The organism is Bifidobacterium sp. UTCIF-39 (genome assembly GCF_006408715.1).
Lineage (GTDB): Bacteria > Actinomycetota > Actinomycetes > Actinomycetales > Bifidobacteriaceae > Galliscardovia > Galliscardovia tissieri.
On the sequence record NZ_JEOG01000002.1, the window covers coordinates 231,681 to 246,395 of the forward strand.

15 protein-coding genes and 1 riboswitch are annotated in these 14,715 nt (G+C 61.2%); of the genes, 2 read left to right on the plus strand and 13 right to left on the minus strand.

Going from position 1 to position 14,715, the window contains the following annotated elements:
• Position 1: 1 nt before the first annotated feature.
• The 11 genes from EP30_RS01935 to EP30_RS01985 form a co-directional block, all read right to left on the minus strand.
• Positions 2–1,108, minus strand: coding sequence for an ABC transporter permease (locus EP30_RS01935; RefSeq protein WP_094662559.1), 1,107 nt, complete (start codon positions 1,106–1,108; stop codon positions 2–4).
• 197 nt (positions 1,109–1,305) lie between these two features.
• On the minus strand, positions 1,306–2,934 hold the full coding sequence (locus EP30_RS01940) for an ABC transporter substrate-binding protein (RefSeq protein WP_140555646.1): 1,629 nt from the start codon (positions 2,932–2,934) through the stop codon (positions 1,306–1,308).
• Between the two features lie 316 nt (positions 2,935–3,250).
• Entirely contained in the window at positions 3,251–4,138 is an 888-nt protein-coding gene (locus EP30_RS01945) for a YihY/virulence factor BrkB family protein (RefSeq protein WP_140555649.1), read from the minus strand.
• Positions 4,139–4,143: 5 nt separating this feature from the next.
• Positions 4,144–4,926: a TlyA family RNA methyltransferase gene (locus EP30_RS01950; protein WP_140555652.1), complete on the minus strand. Its 783-nt coding sequence runs from the start codon at positions 4,924–4,926 to the stop codon at positions 4,144–4,146.
• Positions 4,923–5,153: a hypothetical protein gene (locus EP30_RS01955; protein WP_140555655.1), complete on the minus strand. Its 231-nt coding sequence runs from the start codon at positions 5,151–5,153 to the stop codon at positions 4,923–4,925. Before EP30_RS01955 ends, EP30_RS01950 begins: the two co-directional genes overlap by 4 nt.
• A gap of 10 nt (positions 5,154–5,163) precedes the next feature.
• On the minus strand, positions 5,164–6,240 hold the full coding sequence (locus EP30_RS01960) for an HAD-IIA family hydrolase (protein ID WP_140555657.1): 1,077 nt from the start codon (positions 6,238–6,240) through the stop codon (positions 5,164–5,166).
• A gap of 36 nt (positions 6,241–6,276) precedes the next feature.
• Positions 6,277–8,301 (minus strand): lipopolysaccharide assembly protein LapB, encoded by a 2,025-nt coding sequence (locus tag EP30_RS11050; RefSeq protein WP_258185308.1) that lies wholly within the window; start codon positions 8,299–8,301, stop codon positions 6,277–6,279.
• Positions 8,298–9,608 carry a tyrosine--tRNA ligase gene (gene tyrS, locus EP30_RS01970; protein ID WP_140555660.1) on the minus strand — a complete coding sequence of 437 codons (1,311 nt, stop codon included), beginning with the start codon at positions 9,606–9,608 and terminating at the stop codon, positions 8,298–8,300. The genes EP30_RS11050 and tyrS overlap by 4 nt, the downstream gene beginning before the upstream one ends.
• Positions 9,609–9,737: 129 nt before the next feature.
• Positions 9,738–10,070 carry a rhodanese-like domain-containing protein gene (locus EP30_RS01975; RefSeq protein ID WP_140555663.1) on the minus strand — a complete coding sequence of 111 codons (333 nt, stop codon included), beginning with the start codon at positions 10,068–10,070 and terminating at the stop codon, positions 9,738–9,740.
• A 157-nt stretch (positions 10,071–10,227) separates the two neighbouring features.
• The gene (locus EP30_RS01980) at positions 10,228–11,037 is read right to left on the minus strand and encodes a HesA/MoeB/ThiF family protein (protein ID WP_140555723.1); all 810 of its coding nucleotides are present in this window, start codon (positions 11,035–11,037) and stop codon (positions 10,228–10,230) included.
• 151 nt (positions 11,038–11,188) lie between these two features.
• Positions 11,189–11,518, minus strand: a complete 330-nt coding sequence (locus tag EP30_RS01985; RefSeq protein ID WP_094663064.1) for a putative heavy metal-binding protein — start codon at positions 11,516–11,518, stop codon at positions 11,189–11,191.
• 92 nt (positions 11,519–11,610) lie between these two features.
• Positions 11,611–11,710, plus strand: a riboswitch (TPP riboswitch).
• Positions 11,711–11,901: 191 nt separating this feature from the next.
• Here EP30_RS01985 and thiS point away from each other — a divergent pair.
• Together thiS and EP30_RS01995 are read left to right on the plus strand one after the other, a co-directional pair.
• Complete coding sequence (thiS, locus tag EP30_RS01990) at positions 11,902–12,096, plus strand: sulfur carrier protein ThiS (RefSeq protein ID WP_140555666.1); 195 nt, start codon at positions 11,902–11,904, stop codon at positions 12,094–12,096.
• 84 nt (positions 12,097–12,180) lie between these two features.
• The gene (locus EP30_RS01995) at positions 12,181–13,047 is read left to right on the plus strand and encodes a thiazole synthase (protein WP_375137726.1); all 867 of its coding nucleotides are present in this window, start codon (positions 12,181–12,183) and stop codon (positions 13,045–13,047) included.
• Between the two features lie 29 nt (positions 13,048–13,076).
• On the opposite strand, the gene EP30_RS02000 is transcribed toward EP30_RS01995, so the two are convergent.
• Complete coding sequence (locus tag EP30_RS02000; RefSeq protein WP_375137728.1) at positions 13,077–13,997, minus strand: putative ABC transporter permease; 921 nt, start codon at positions 13,995–13,997, stop codon at positions 13,077–13,079.
• 35 nt (positions 13,998–14,032) lie between these two features.
• Entirely contained in the window at positions 14,033–14,638 is a 606-nt protein-coding gene (locus EP30_RS02005) for an HD domain-containing protein (RefSeq protein ID WP_140555669.1), read from the minus strand.
• Positions 14,639–14,715 lie beyond the last annotated feature (77 nt).

The window sequence follows — 14,715 nt, forward strand, 5'->3', positions numbered from 1 at the left end:
GTCAGTACCTCACTCTCGGGTCGATCAGGGCGCTGATCACGTCGACGATGAAGTTCACCACCGACACGATGATCGCGATAAGGATCACGATGCCCTGCACGGCGGTAAAGTCGCGCGCCTTCAGATACGTGGACAGCATGAATCCGAGACCCTTCCACTCGAAGGTGGTCTCGGTGAGCACGGCACCGGCGAGCATCAGGGCGATCTGCATGCCCATCACGGTGATGATCGGGATCAGGGCCGGCTTCCAGGCGTGCTTGCTCAGCAGACGCTTCTCGGAGACGCCGCGGGAACGGGCGGCCTCAACGTAGCCGGAGGTGTAGGTGCTGATCACGTTGGTGCGCACCAGACGGATGAACACGCCTGCGGTCAGCAGACCCAGGGCCAGTGCTGGCAGCACGGCATGCTGGAGCACGTCGAGCAGCACGGTCATGTCGCCCAGCTGCAAGGCGTCCACGATGTACAGGCCGGTGGGTGAGACCAGACGGCTGAACTGCATTTCGGAGGCCAGCGAGGATCGTCCGGAGCTCGGCAGCCAGCCCAGCCACACGGAGAAGATGAGCTTGAGCAGCAGACCCAGGAAGAACACGGGGGTCGCGTAGCACAGGATGGCGAAGGTGCGGATGCCGGCGTCGACGGCGCGATCACGGCGGCGGGCGGCGATACGGCCCAGGCCGATACCGACGATCAGCGCGATGATGAGGGCCAGGATGGCCAGTTCGAAAGTGGCGGCACCATAGCGGGTGAGAACGGAGATCACCGGCTGGTTATCGGTCAGCGTGGTGCCGAGGTCGCCGTGGAGCAGTCCACCGAGATAGTCGATGTACTGCACGATGAGGGGCCGGTCGTATCCGGCCGCGTGGATTCTGGCCTGCAGTTCCTGCGGGGTCAGTCGTCCGCCGAGGGCGGCGGTGATGGGGTCACCGGTGGCTCGCATCACGAAGAACACGATGGTGACCAGAATGAAGATGGTGGGGATGATCAGCAGGAATCGGACGATGACGAATCGGAAGAACCCGCCGGATATCCTGTTTTTCTTGGGTTTCTCAGGAGTGTCAGCCGCTGCGTTCTGCGACTGATCGTTGAGAGCTTGGGCTTTCGACGCCACTCGTTTCTCCTTGGGTCGGTGCCCCGATTGTCACGGGGCCTTTACTGGGTAAAGGGGGATGTCCGGCACGCGCCTTGATGGGCGGCGTCGGGCATCCCCCTTGCAATATATGTGCAACATCGTAGTCCCGCTATGTTTCACGAACATGATGCTCTCGTGATCATGACGGCGGGCCCCGGTGTTCACATGGGTCAGCCTCAGGACTTGGTCACGGAGGCGTAGCGGAAGCGGAACGAAGCGTCGAGCGTCACGCCCGAGATGTTCGTACCGGTCACGGCCACCTGCGCACCCTGCAGCAACGGCAGGGTGGAGATGTCCTCGGTTTCCAGCTGCTGGATCTGCTTGAGGAGCTCCACGCGCTTGGCGGAGTCCTGCTCGCCAGCCTGCTGGACGATCAGATCGTTGATCTGCTGGTTGGAGTAGCCGTTGTTGACGAAGTTGCCGTCACGGAAGAACGGGGACAGATAGTTGTCCGGATCGGAGTAGTCCGGGTACCAGCCGAGCTGGTAGGCCGGGTAGGCGCCGTCGGAGCTGTCGGTGACCACGCGTTCCTTCTGGTACTGGGTCCACTCGGTCTGCTGCAGATCCACCTTGAACAGGCCGCCCTGCTCGAGCTGGGACTTGATGGCCGCGTACTCGTCGGCGGAGCTCGAGCCATAGTGCTCGGCGTTGTACTGCAGCTTCAGATCGACCGGGGTGTCGACGCCGGCATCGGAGAGGATCTTCTTGGCGTTGTCCACGCTCGGACCGCCCTTGCCGTCGCCGTAGGCGGACTTGAAGGTGTCCTCGTGACCGGTCAGACCATCGGGGATGTAGGAGTACATCGGGGTGTAGGTGCCCTTGTACACGGTGTTGGCCAGATCCTCGCGGTCGATCAGGCTGGCAACGGCCTGGCGCACGGCCTTGGCCTTGTTCGCGTCGGCGTTCGGCTGCGACTCACCGTACGGCATCACCTTCATGTTGAAGGTGATGAAGCGTTCCTCACCACCGGGACCGGTGATGACCTTGACCTTGTCGTTCTTCTTGAGGTCGGAGATGTCGGTCGGGGTGAGCGTGCGATACGCCACATCGACCTGTCCCTGCTCGATGGCCATCTTCAGGTTGGAGGCATCGGAGAAGTACTTCACCTGCACGGCGTTGTTCTTGGCCGGGGTCAGTCCCTGGTAGGCGTCGTTCTTGGCGTAGGCCACAGCCTCGTTGAGCTTGAACGAGGTCAGCTTGTACGGACCGGCGAAGGCGTTGCCCTTGATGATGGTGTCGGCGTCGGTCAGCTTGTCGGCGCTGAAGACCTGCTCGTCGACGATCGGGCCGGCCGGGGAACCGAGAACCTGCTTGAGGGTCACGTCGTTCTTCACGGCGGAGTGGAACACCACGGTGGTGTCGTCCGGGGTATCGATGGATTCGATGTTGGCGAGCAGCGAGGACGGGCCGTTCTCGTCATTGATGTTCTTCACACGGTCGAACGAGAACTTGACGTCGGAGGAGGTCAGGTCATGACCGTTGGCGAACTTCAGACCGGACTTGAGCTTCACCGTGAACTCCGTGCCGTCCGCGTTCCAGCTGCCTTCGTCGGCGGCGATGTCCGGGCTCATCTCAGACTCATTGTAGTTCTGGGAGAACAGGAACGGGAACACGTTGATGATCACGGCAAAGGAACCGTTATCATACTGGCCAGCCGGGTCGAGGCTGACGATCTTGTCGGTGGTGCCGATGGTGATGGCATTGGAATCCGCGGAGGACGCGTCATCCTTGACGCCGCCGCAGCCTGCGAGCGACGCGATCGCGGCGACGGACACGAGCGCCGCGAGAATCTTTTTACTCTGCACGAGTACCTCTCTTCGTTTGTTTCCTTCCGCCGTCTCCGGCGGCCTGAACGTCACAGACCATGGACGGCGGCGCGATACGCACATCGACCAGGCCATATCAGGGTACAAAAGTACAAATAAGTGTTATAGCGAATGCCTAGGATATTTATAGGTAACATCTCACCATACGGTAAGGTTGACGGAATATTGCGGCACGGTGAACCCGGCGATGAACGCGACTCCGCGATCCTCTACGCCCACAGCGGAAACGGCGACGGGCAGACGGACACGAGCGACCAATGCGCGACCGATATCGCTGTTCCGTATCGGTTTTCCATCACCGCGTTCCCATCAGGGTGGGATCGTTCCTGCATTCGGCGATGAACGCCGCACAGATCATGATCACCTGCGCCACCAGATTGAACCAGATGAGCACACCGATGATGGCGGCGAACGGTGCGAGCAACGGATTCCGTGACGCACCTCCCAGCAGTCTGGTGCCGAACAGCTGCATCACCGTAAGCGTCACCGCCCCGAGCACGCAGGCGGCGATCATGAAACGACCGGCGTGAATATGCGAAATCACGCGGAACAACAGGATGAACAACAGGAAATTCAACACCAGACCGGAGCACAGACCTACAAGATCCAAGGCAAGCGATCCGGCGAACGAATCTCCCGGAATGCCCAGCCATGTCAGCAGTGTACGCACCAGACCGCTGGAGACGGTACCGGCAACAGTGGAAAGGATGAACAGCAGCGCAACCATCATGATGGCCGCGGTGTCACGCAGTCGCGCCTTGACCAGATCGACGTCATCCTGGTAGTCGTCGAACATGGACTGCACGGCGGTGCGTAACGAATCCATCCACCCGGTGACCGTCCACCAGAAGATCGCGACGGTGACCAGACCGGTCCACGTGAACGTGTTCGATGCCTTGGACAACGCCGACGCGGACATGAAGGTATCAGTACTGCCGGGAATTACCGTGTCCACCGTCTCGATCAGCAACCGCTGCAGCTGCTCGTTGCCGATGACGATCACGCCGGCAAGGGACAATACCATCCATACGCCGGCGAAGAACGCGAACAGCAGACCGTAGGCCAGACCGTTGCCCATCAGCGAACCGCGATGAGACAGATATCGGTCGACAATCCGACCGGGCAGTGATCGTTTCCACCAGCGTACTACTGGTTCAATCCACTCCCCCGGCGATGCACTCATGTCGATCACGCTGCCGCCGAGGTCGTGTCCGCCATGTCCTTGTTCGGGGATGTTCCGGCCTGCAGCCACAGCAGGTACTCGTGGTTGCCATGCGTACCCTCGATGGGTGAATCGGCCGTGGCCATGACCTGCAGACCATGCTCACGAGCGCAGGCGACGACCCGGTCCAACGCGCCTCGTCGCAACGACTCGTCTTCCACGATGCCGTTCTTGCCGAGATTGCCGCGCCCCACCTCGAACTGCGGTTTGACCAGCAGCACGATATCGGTCTCCGGCCCGACGATGGTCGATATCACCGGGATCACATACGTCAGCGAGATGAATGAGACATCGGAGACGATCATGCGCGGCGTGAATGGCAGATCCTCCGGACGCACGTCACGAATATTCACGCCGCTCATCTCGATCACTCTGGGATCGGACGCGATACGGGAGTCGAGCTGACCGTGACCCACGTCAAGCGCCACAACATGCGCGGCGCCGAAGCGCAGCAGCACGTCAGTGAACCCACCGGTGGATGCACCGATGTCAAGGCAGTCGGCCCCGTCGGGACGGGACAGCCCCTGAGGACAGAATGCATCGAACGCCCCCACCAGCTTGTAGGCACCCCGGGAGACGTAATCATCGTCGGGTGCGATGGCGATCGTCGACGTATTGCCGACCGTCGTCGATGGCTTGACCGTGATCACGCCATCGACGGTCACGGAACCCTGTCGGATCAGACGCTGTGCCTTGGATCGGGACAACGCCAGACCTCGTTCGACCAGTTCCTGATCAAGTCGGCTCATGATACGGTCCGGAGCCCGTCAAGCTCCGCCTTCAGCTGGTCGAGCGTGGAACGGTACGCGGCGATCTGCTCATCAAGTGAACGATCGTCAAGATCGGCCAGACGGGGGAACACCGTCACGACATCGATGCGGCCGTCGGCTGACTCGGCGACCGCATCGGTCACGGCATGATCATGCATATCATCACGTACACGGGAATCGGTTGATGCCATATCGATTGATGTCATGAAGGCACCCTCAGATATGGAATTCGGGAATGCTCAGAGCGTCCGGCTCCACACCGGAATCAAGCACCTGCCAGACCGCGCAGCATGCGGCACGCAGTGCGTCCAACGACGACAGCGCCGCATCGACGTCACCGTTCTCCCTCACCTGCAGGACACCGTCCACGACATGGGCCACGGCATCACGGCACACCCAGAAACCATCATCCTGCTGCAACACCTGCGGATGCGGCTCGTTCAGGCCTCGCAGATCCTTGGCGATGAACGTGGGACGCAGCACCGGATCGGCAAGCACGATCTCGTTCGGCTTGGACACGCCCGTGAGCACCACCAGCGAATCATAGCCGCCACGGTTTCCTGCCTCGATATCCGTGTCCAGACGGTCGCCGATGGCAAGGCACTGATCCTTGGCAACCGGCTCAACGCGCTCCCCGGACGTTTCGGCGAGGGAATCGGCCACCAGCTGACGGGCCTCGTCATACATGGCGGATTCCGGCTTGCCCGCCGATCCCGCCGGCTGATGGCCCACCGCTTCGATCACCGCGTTGACCAGCGACCCGCAGCCCGGCGCGATGCCGAGCTCGCGGGGAATGGTCAGATCACGGTTGGTTACCAGATACAGGGCTCCACGCTGGGCGGCGAACGCGGCGGATGCCAGCTCGTTCCACGTGATCTCCGGGTACCATCCCTGGATCACGGCCGCCGGTTCATCCTCCACGCGGTCGACCAGCGTCAGCCCGGCGCGGGTCACCTCCTCACGCAAATGCGGCGCGCCAACGGCCAGCACCTTGGCACCCGCCGGCACATGATGCGCCACCATACGGGCGGCCACCACCGAGGAGGTGATGACCTGCCACGGTTCGACGTCCAGACCGAACCCGCGCAGCTGCTCGGCGACCACGGCCTGGAATCGCGACGAATTGTTCGTCGTGTACTCCATGAGCATGCCCGCCGACTGTGCCTGTCGGATGGATTCCGAAGCATACTCCACCGGGTTCTTGCCCCGGTAGACCACGCCATCGAGATCCAGCAGCGCCAGTCGATACCGCTCGCTGATCGAAATGTCCGTGCCCTTGATGTACTGCGTCATGCCGTTCCCCTCGTGACTGCCGTGATATGACTGCCGTTATTCAGCCTGTTCGTCGCCGGATTCGGATTCCGAGGCATGCTCATCGCCGTCGTCGGTCTCCTCGTCTTCCGTACCGTCAACGGCGTCCGGATCGGAGGGGTCGGCATCGGCGTCGGCACCCTGCTGCGTTTCCTTGGCGGGGAGAGTCTCCTCGTCATCGGCGTTGCGCGGGTTGTCGTCGTCAGTGTCATGCTCGTCGAGTTCATTGACGGTGGAGGACACCACGTCGACCTCATCGGAAGTCACGTCATCCTCATCGGAGACAGCGTCGGAATCGGCATCCGAATCCTCGGATTCCTCACCGTTCTCGCCGTTGTCCTCGTCGTCGGATTCCTCATCCTCATCGTCGAACGCCGTCGGGTCGATGCCCAGACCTTCGAGCAGCTCGTCATCGATGTCCTCAAGATCATTGTCGATGATCTCGTCGCCGTTATCCTCGGCATCCGCGTACTCGTCCTCAAGACGGCCCACAAAATCATCAAGCTTGGCGGCGTCCTCGGCACGACCGGCCTGCTCGAGGAAATACTGCTCGGCCTGCACCGCACGCATGCGGTATTCACCGGAGATGCCCTTGGACCGACCGATGGTATGCACCATATCGATGGCCTTGTCCCAGTTCCCCAGATCGGCGTATGCGCCGGCCACCACAAGGAACATCTCGGCCTTGGATTCGCCACGCAGCATCTTGGCGTCATCCGACATGGCCAGTTCGATGGCCTTCTTCGGATTATCCAGACCGCGCTCGCAGTCGGCCATGAACGGCAGGTAATCCACATAGCCGTTCATACGGTATGCGGTGCGGAACTCGCGTAGGGCGAGCTTGTAGTCGCCCTGACGGTAGGCCACCAGAGCCAGCGTCTCACGGGTCATGTCGATGCGCGATGCCTGATGGGCGATCCACTTCGCGTGCTCGAGCGCCCACTCCGGGTCGCTTTCCTCAAGCGTGTATGCAGCCAGCATATGCAGGCCGATGTTCTCGGCATGCTCCTTGCTCAGACCACGCAGACGCTCGCGCTCGTCCGGCGACAGCATGTACCATTCCAGGCCCTTCGGCATCTTGGGCTCGTTGGGACGGCGAGCCGTGTACGGATTCTGCGACGGATACGACACGGTACCGTCGGAGTTACGACGGCCACCCTGATAGAAGGAGTGAGAACCCTTGCCGTCACGGTCGTACTGACTGCCTCGATCGTGACGCTCGCCGCCCTTGAACTCACGCTCATCATCCTTGGCGTAGCGAGGATTGCGAGGCTTGTCGTCGAACGAACGACGAGGCTTGCGATCATCACGGTGGAAATCGCGACGGTCGCCGTCACGACGGAAATCACGACGGTCATCCCTGCGATCATCACGGCGATCGCGATCACCACGGAAACCGCCGTTGCGATCATCACGGTGGAAGTCGCGACGATCATCACGACGGTCAAAGCGACGCTCACCATCACGACGATCGAAACGACGCTCACCATCACGACGGAAGTTCTTGCGTTCGCCATCGCGACGGTCATCCCTGCGATCATCACGACGGAATTCACGGCGGCCCTCGAATCGACGATCGCCACGCTCACCATCGTGATCGCGACGATCGAAGCGACGGTCATCATGGTGGAAATCGCGACGGCCGCCATCACGACGATCATCACGACGATCGAAGCGGCGTTCACCGTCACGACGATCGAAACGACGCTCACCATCACGACGGAAACCGCCGTTGCCGCGGCCGGACTGGCCGTAGCTCTTCTTGTAACCACCCTTGTAGCCGCCGCGGGAATCCTCGCCGTCACGGCTCTCGCGACGATCGCCATGATCGTCGTTGTAGCGACGGAACTCGCCGTCACGCTGGAAACGACGGCCACCGCCGTTGCCGCCACGGTTGCCATAGCCACCACGACGATCATCACGGCCGCGACCGCCACCGAACGACTTGCCGCCACGGTTGCCGTAGCCGCCGTTGCCACGACCCTTGCCGTAGCCGCCGGAATGTCCTCCGCGTCCCGCGGAATGATTACGTTCTTCGCTCATCGAGTCTCCTCCACTGCTGCCAATGCCTTCTTACCGCGGCGAAGCAGGGCGAAACGATCCTGCAGGAAATCACCGTCGGTCAATGTCTGTTCCTGATCTTCCACACGTGCGTTATTGAGGTACAGTCCGCCGGACTTGATCGCACGACGGGCCTCAGACGCGGACTTGAACAGTCCGGCCGCCGCAGCCACGTCGATGATGCGCTCGCCGGCACTGGCCTGCGGGAACGCACCGTCCACCTTCAGACCCTCCAGAGCGGCCTCAAGCGTGCCCTCGTCAAGCGCGGTCAGATCACCGCCGCGACCGAACAGCGCGGCCGCCGCATCGATGGCCTCCTGCGTGGCCTGCTCGCCATGCACGAAGCTCGTGACCTCCCATGCCAACGTGCGCTGGGCCTCGCGAGCGCCAGGATTCGTACGGCTCTCCTCCACCAGACGTTCGATCTCGTCCTTCGGCAGGAAGGTGAACGCCTTGAGCAGGCTTTCCATCTCCACGTCGGGGCGGTTGAACCAGAACTGGTAGAACTTGTACGGGCTGAGCATGGTGGCGTCCAGCCACACCGCATTGCCCTCGGACTTGCCGAACTTCTTGCCCTGCGCGTCGGTGATGATCGGGCTGGTGAATACGTTCACGCTCTCGCCGCGCACCTTGCGGATCAGATCGAGTCCGGAGGTGAGGTTGCCCCACTGGTCTGAGCCGCCCAGCTCCAGCGTGCAGCCGTATTCGTCGAACAGGTGCAGGAAGTCATTGCCCTGCAATACCTGGTAGCTGAACTCGGTAAAGGAAATGCCCTCCTCGGAGTTCAGGCGACGGGCCACGGTGTCCTTGGCGAGCATGGTGCCCAGACGGAAGTTCTTGCCCACATCACGCAGGAAGTCGATCACGCTCATCTCGGCGGTCCAGTCGTAGTTGCTGACGAACCGCACGGGATTGTCGCCGTCCGTCTTCAGAAAACGGCCGATCTGCGCCTTGAGACGGTCGGCCCATCCGGCAACGATTTCCTTGGGGTTGAGCGTGCGTTCGCCGGACTGGCGGGGATCGCCGATCAGACCGGTGGCGCCGCCGACCAGCGCGATGGGATGATGGCCGGCCTCCTGCAGATGACGCATGTTGATCAGCTGTACGAGGTTGCCGATGTGCAACGAGGCGGCTGTGGGGTCGAAGCCGCAATAATAGGTGATGGGATCGCCGTCCAGAGCCGCGGCGAGCTGCTCTTTGTCAGTGGATTGATTGACCAGACCGCGCCATTCGAGCTCTTCGAGAAGAGAATCGAACCCCGCTTCCTTGTAGCTTCTGACCTGAGACATGTGTTCCCTGTCACTCCTCAATCGTGTTGAATATTGCTGGGTCCAGCAACACTACAGTCTCTCAGGACATCGCGACAGTGCGAGTCGGCCCCGCCTGAGCGAATTCGCGCCGCTCCGGCTATACGGCGGCTATCCGCGCTGGGCGAGATACCGCTCGTACGCCTGGAAGCCTCCGGTGAGGTTCACCGCGTCGTAGCCGCGGTCCGCCAGCAACTGCGCCACTTCCTCGCTCCAGCTTCCCTCGCTGCAGTACACGATGACCGGCTTGTCCTTGGGAACGGTACGCAGCACACGGGCCAACGGGTCGAACGGGGCGTTGATCGCGCCGTCAATGCCGTGAGCCTCCACCTCATGCGGTTCACGCAGGTCCAATAGCGTAACCGTGGAGTAGTCCAATGCGGCGAACTCCTCCGGAGAGATCTGCCGTATCTCGTCCTCGTCGAACATGTCGTTTCCGATCATCGGTTTCGTTTCCCCCTGCGATCACATTGGTTGATGGATAAGTACGTGATGAATGATGAATGTGGCTGATAGTTGGTGACTGATGGCCGGTGACTGGTGGGCAGTGAGCGCCATCGTAGACGATTCGTCGCGCCGGTAGATCGCACGGTCAGATCACTCAGATCGCACAGGCCGGTTGCACATACCGGTCCGGATCGAGCGATGTGATCGTCGGATGATCGCCGCAGACCGGGCAGTCAGGTTCCCGTTCCGGCAACGGCACCGCGCGAATCCTCATGGTGAGCATGTCGACGGTCAACATCCGCCCGGTAAGCAGATCCCCCGTCCCTGTGATCATCTTCACCACCTCGACGGCCTGCAGACTGCCGATCACGCCCACGGCGGCTCCCAGAACGCCGGCCTCCTTACAGGTCGGTACTTCACCGGCCGCCGGCATATCGCGGAAGATGCACCGATAGCACGGCCCCTGCCCGGGAACGTAGTCCATGACCTGCCCGGCGAATTGCACCACGCCGCCGTGCACGAACGGTTTCCCGGCGAGCACGCAGGCGTCATTGATCAGAAACTTGGCAGCGAAGTTATCGGTGGCGTCCACCACCACGTCGTAGTCGGCGATCAGTTCGGCGGCGTTGCCGGCGTCGAACATGGTCCGATGCACGTTCACCGTCACGTCCGGGTTCAGTCTGACGATGCTTTCCTTCGCGGATTCCGCCTTGGACATGCCGACCCTGTCGGAGTCGTGGATGATCTGACGCTGCAGATTGCTGACGTCCACCACGTCGTCATCCACGATGCCGAGTGTGCCCACGCCGGCCGCCGCCAGATACAGGACGACAGGGGATCCCAGACCGCCGGCTCCGACGATCAGCACCTTCGCCGCGAGCAGACGCTTCTGTCCACGCACGCCCACGCCCTTGAGGATCAGATGCCGCGCGTACCGGTCGATCTGATCGTCGGAAAGCGTGATGCGCGGTTTCGCCGTGGTCGTCTGCGTCTGCTGCGGTTCCATGAAGTCGTTCTCCTTGCGCCCGTGTGCTCAATCGTTCAACATCTTGAATTCACGGCTGGACGGAGTCCTCGGCCGACGGCACGGAAACACAGCGGCCATCCCGCGTCGTTCAGGCCTTGGCGGCGAGCTGGACCGCGGTTCCCGATGCGGTGACCATGAGCATGTCGCCCTGGCCAAGCACCTCGTAATCGATGTCCACGCCCACCACGGCATGGGCGCCGAGCGCGGAGGCGCGCTGCTGCATTTCGGCGAGCGCCTCCTCGCGCGCGTTGACCAGCTCGTTCTCATAACCCTGGCTGCGGCCGCCGAACACGTTGCGCAGGCCAGCTCCGAGATCCTTGAGGATGTTCACACCGGAAATGACCTCGCCGAACACAATGCCGTAATAGCCGGTGATGGTGTAGCCCTCGACGGTGGGGGTAGTGGTGACGATCATGATATTCCCTTCGATCGGTGTTCCCTGATTCGGGAACCGTATTCCCACCTTACCGTGTTCGGCGCGCCGGCGTCTGCACGAGCAGGTAGGGTGATTGGTGTACGAACGGGAGCCGTTGGGCTGAGAGGAAGCTTCGCTTCGACCGTGGACTTGATGCGGGTCATGCCGCCGTAAGGAATCGTCATCGATTGCGCAACGCAGTGCATGATCATCACTCCGCATCATCCATGGTGGATTATGGAGTTGCTTTGCTATTCATTCCAACGATTCCGTATCCACGACGATAATCGAATATGGCATGACGGGTTCATGAACGGGCGCACCACGCAGGGTACGGCTTGGTTTCGTGCGCCCTTTTTTCATATTCGCCGAGTTTGGAGGAACTCATGCAGGTCAATGGAGAACAGGTCACGCTGGATACGCCGGTCAGCGTCGCCGACTATCTGGAGTCGCACGGTTACCGTGCCGAACGAGTGGCCGTGGAGCTCGACGGTGCCATCGTGCCGCGGGAGAAGCGTGACGATGTCATGCTCACTGATCAGTCGGTCATGGAGATCGTTCAGTTCGTTCAAGGCGGCTGAGTTCGCGCGCGTCGAACACCGGACATCACGTTCAGCATCATTTCATTCCGTTATCAATCTCCGTCATCAATCAAGGAGCCAATCATGATCCCCAATCCCGTCACTGAGGAATCCGTAGCCGCCACTCCCCTGCCGCCGCAGCCCGCGGTCACGAATCCGGTAGGCACTGCAGCCCCTATGCCCGAAGTGGTCGACAAGCCGCTGAATCTTGGCGGCCATGAGTTCGAGTCCCGCTTCATTCTGGGATCCGGCCGGTATGATCTCAATCTGATCAAGGCCACGGTGGAGCATGCCGGCACGCAGATCGTCACGATGGCGCTTCGTCGTGCACAGACCACGGAAAACAGCGTGCTCGATTACATTCCCGAGGGCATCACCCTGCTGCCGAACACGTCGGGCGCCCGTAATGCGGAGGAGGCTGTGCGCATCGCCCGACTGGCCCGCGAGGTGTGCCACACGGATTTCGTGAAGGTGGAGATCGAGCATGAGACCAAGTATCTGCTGCCCGATAACGCCGAGACGATCCGTGCCACGGAGATGCTGGCAAAGGAGGGATTCGTGGTCATGCCGTACATGTTCCCGGATCCGATCGCAGCCCGTCAGCTGGAGGAAGCCGGTGCCGCCGCGGTGATGCCGCTGGGTTCGCTGATCGGTTCGAACATGGGTCTGCGTATGCGTGACTTCATTCGCATCATCATCGACAATGCGAACGTGCCGGTGATCATCGACGCGGGCATCGGACGTCCGAGCCAGGCCTGCGATGCGATGGAGATGGGTGCCGATGCCGTGATGGCCTATACCGCCGTGGCGAGCGCCGGCAACATTCCGCTCATGGCCCGCGCGTTCAAGGATGCGATCGCCGCCGGACGTGCCGCCTATCTGGCCGGTCTTGGCAAGGTGACCGAAGGACAGGCTGTGCCGTCCAGTCCCACCACGGGATATTTGCACTGATGCACTGATAGTCGTTCTGTGCGGCTGTATCACCGATCGTTGTCGCAACGATCGCGATCATCATGTTTGCGATCGTTGCGATTCAGCATCTCACGCAGCTGCTTGATCGTCTCGCCATAGTCAACGGATGTCATGCGGGGGAACGAGCGGATCATACGTTTCTGCTGCGCGTTGAGCGCATTGGTAAGCGTGTCGTACAGCCGGCTGATCCCCTGCACGCGCGTGACCAGTCCCGGCAGATCGGGAAGGTTGTCGGCAAGATCACGCATCCGGTCCGCGGCGGCTCCCTTGTACGACTGCAGTCGTCCCGCGGCGGCGTCACTGTATCGTTGCAACGCCTCGATCGGGTCGAGCGCATAATCGCCCAGTCGTTCGCGGATGATGTCGCGGCTGCGTTCCAATATCTGGGAGAATTCGGCCAGACGCCGGGCGAAGCCGCTGAGGCCGATCACGGTGATCAGGAAGTCCACGAGGATCGTCACCATCAGCACCGCGATGATCGTATGGAATAGCGGCAGCGGGATCATCGCGGTCCATTGTTCCACCCACGGCTGGGCCACATCCACGATCAGTACGCCGAATACGCCGAATATGATCGCGCCGATCAGGCAGATACGTCCGTTGATATTGAATCTGAAGTGCGAGTAATCCCACCATCGTGCATGGAACGCCTTCTCCATCACCCATGACGTCACGTATTCGAGTACCGATGCGCCCACCGCACCCAGCAGGAACATGGTCACCAACGACATCGGCGTGTCCTTGAGCGGGGTGAGTACCACGATGGCGACCACCGCGCCGGTCCCATAGATCGGGCAGAGCGGTCCGTTGAGGAATCCGCGGTTCACGAACCGCCGTTCCTGCACAGAGACGAGTATCGTCTCGTACACCCAACCGAGGAAGCTATAGCACACCGCCCAGAAGAACAGACACTCCAGATACAGGATGATGCCAGCCGTTCCCGCGTTCGCAGTCACGATCTGATTCACCGAGTCCCCTCCTGCAACTCGGCCTCCCCCCGCGAATCTTGTTCATGAGAAACGGATGCGGAACGAACGGATGCGGGATCGACGCCGGCGGTCAGGGCCAGACGTTCCGGCACCGGGGCAAGCTGCGGTCTGGAGAATCTTGCCAGGGAGAACGTCTCACGGGTGGCGCTGATCTTGTCCGCCATGGTGACCAGATAGCCCTCGATGTACTTGGGCGGTATCGGCGTGAGCGGGAACATGTGACGCAGGATGGAGTTCCGTTCCACCTCGTTGAGTTTAAAATCCTGCAACGCGTTCATCAGCGCGCGACGGGGATGGGTGAACCCGTGGAGCTTGTGCGATCCATCCCCGTCGTAATGCCAGTCGTACAGGAAGTAGTCGTGCAGCAGCGCGGCACGGACCAGCGAGCGCAGATCCACACGCCGCCACAGATGCAGGCGGTCGGCGAAGTACACGGCAAGACAAGCCACACGAACCGAATGCTCGAACGTGGTTACGGCCCCATGCTGATAGCAGTGCTTTTCGATGCTCATCCGCTCGTTTTCCAGTACATCCCGTCCGTATTCATGCACGATTTGCCGGATTCTCTGACTCGTCAGCACAATAGCCCCTTTTTCGGATTCGAATGTCGACGGTATTGGTCGGCTCCTGATCGATTATTGGTCATTTTGATTGTAAA

Bases quoted from the DNA above. Each gene is read 5' to 3' on its own strand.
- EP30_RS01955 (WP_140555655.1), bottom strand. From the start codon at position 5,153: ATGACATCAATCGATATGGCATCAACCGATTCCCGTGTACGTGATGAT.
- EP30_RS01995 (WP_375137726.1), top strand. From the start codon at position 12,181: ATGATCCCCAATCCCGTCACTGAGGAATCCGTAGCCGCCACTCCCCTG.
- EP30_RS01960 (WP_140555657.1), bottom strand. From the start codon at position 6,240: ATGACGCAGTACATCAAGGGCACGGACATTTCGATCAGCGAGCGGTAT.
- EP30_RS01975 (WP_140555663.1), bottom strand. From the start codon at position 10,070: ATGATCGGAAACGACATGTTCGACGAGGACGAGATACGGCAGATCTCT.
- tyrS (WP_140555660.1), bottom strand. From the start codon at position 9,608: ATGTCTCAGGTCAGAAGCTACAAGGAAGCGGGGTTCGATTCTCTTCTC.
- EP30_RS11050 (WP_258185308.1), bottom strand. From the start codon at position 8,301: ATGAGCGAAGAACGTAATCATTCCGCGGGACGCGGAGGACATTCCGGC.
- thiS (WP_140555666.1), top strand. From the start codon at position 11,902: ATGCAGGTCAATGGAGAACAGGTCACGCTGGATACGCCGGTCAGCGTC.
- EP30_RS01945 (WP_140555649.1), bottom strand. From the start codon at position 4,138: ATGAGTGCATCGCCGGGGGAGTGGATTGAACCAGTAGTACGCTGGTGG.
- EP30_RS01950 (WP_140555652.1), bottom strand. From the start codon at position 4,926: ATGAGCCGACTTGATCAGGAACTGGTCGAACGAGGTCTGGCGTTGTCC.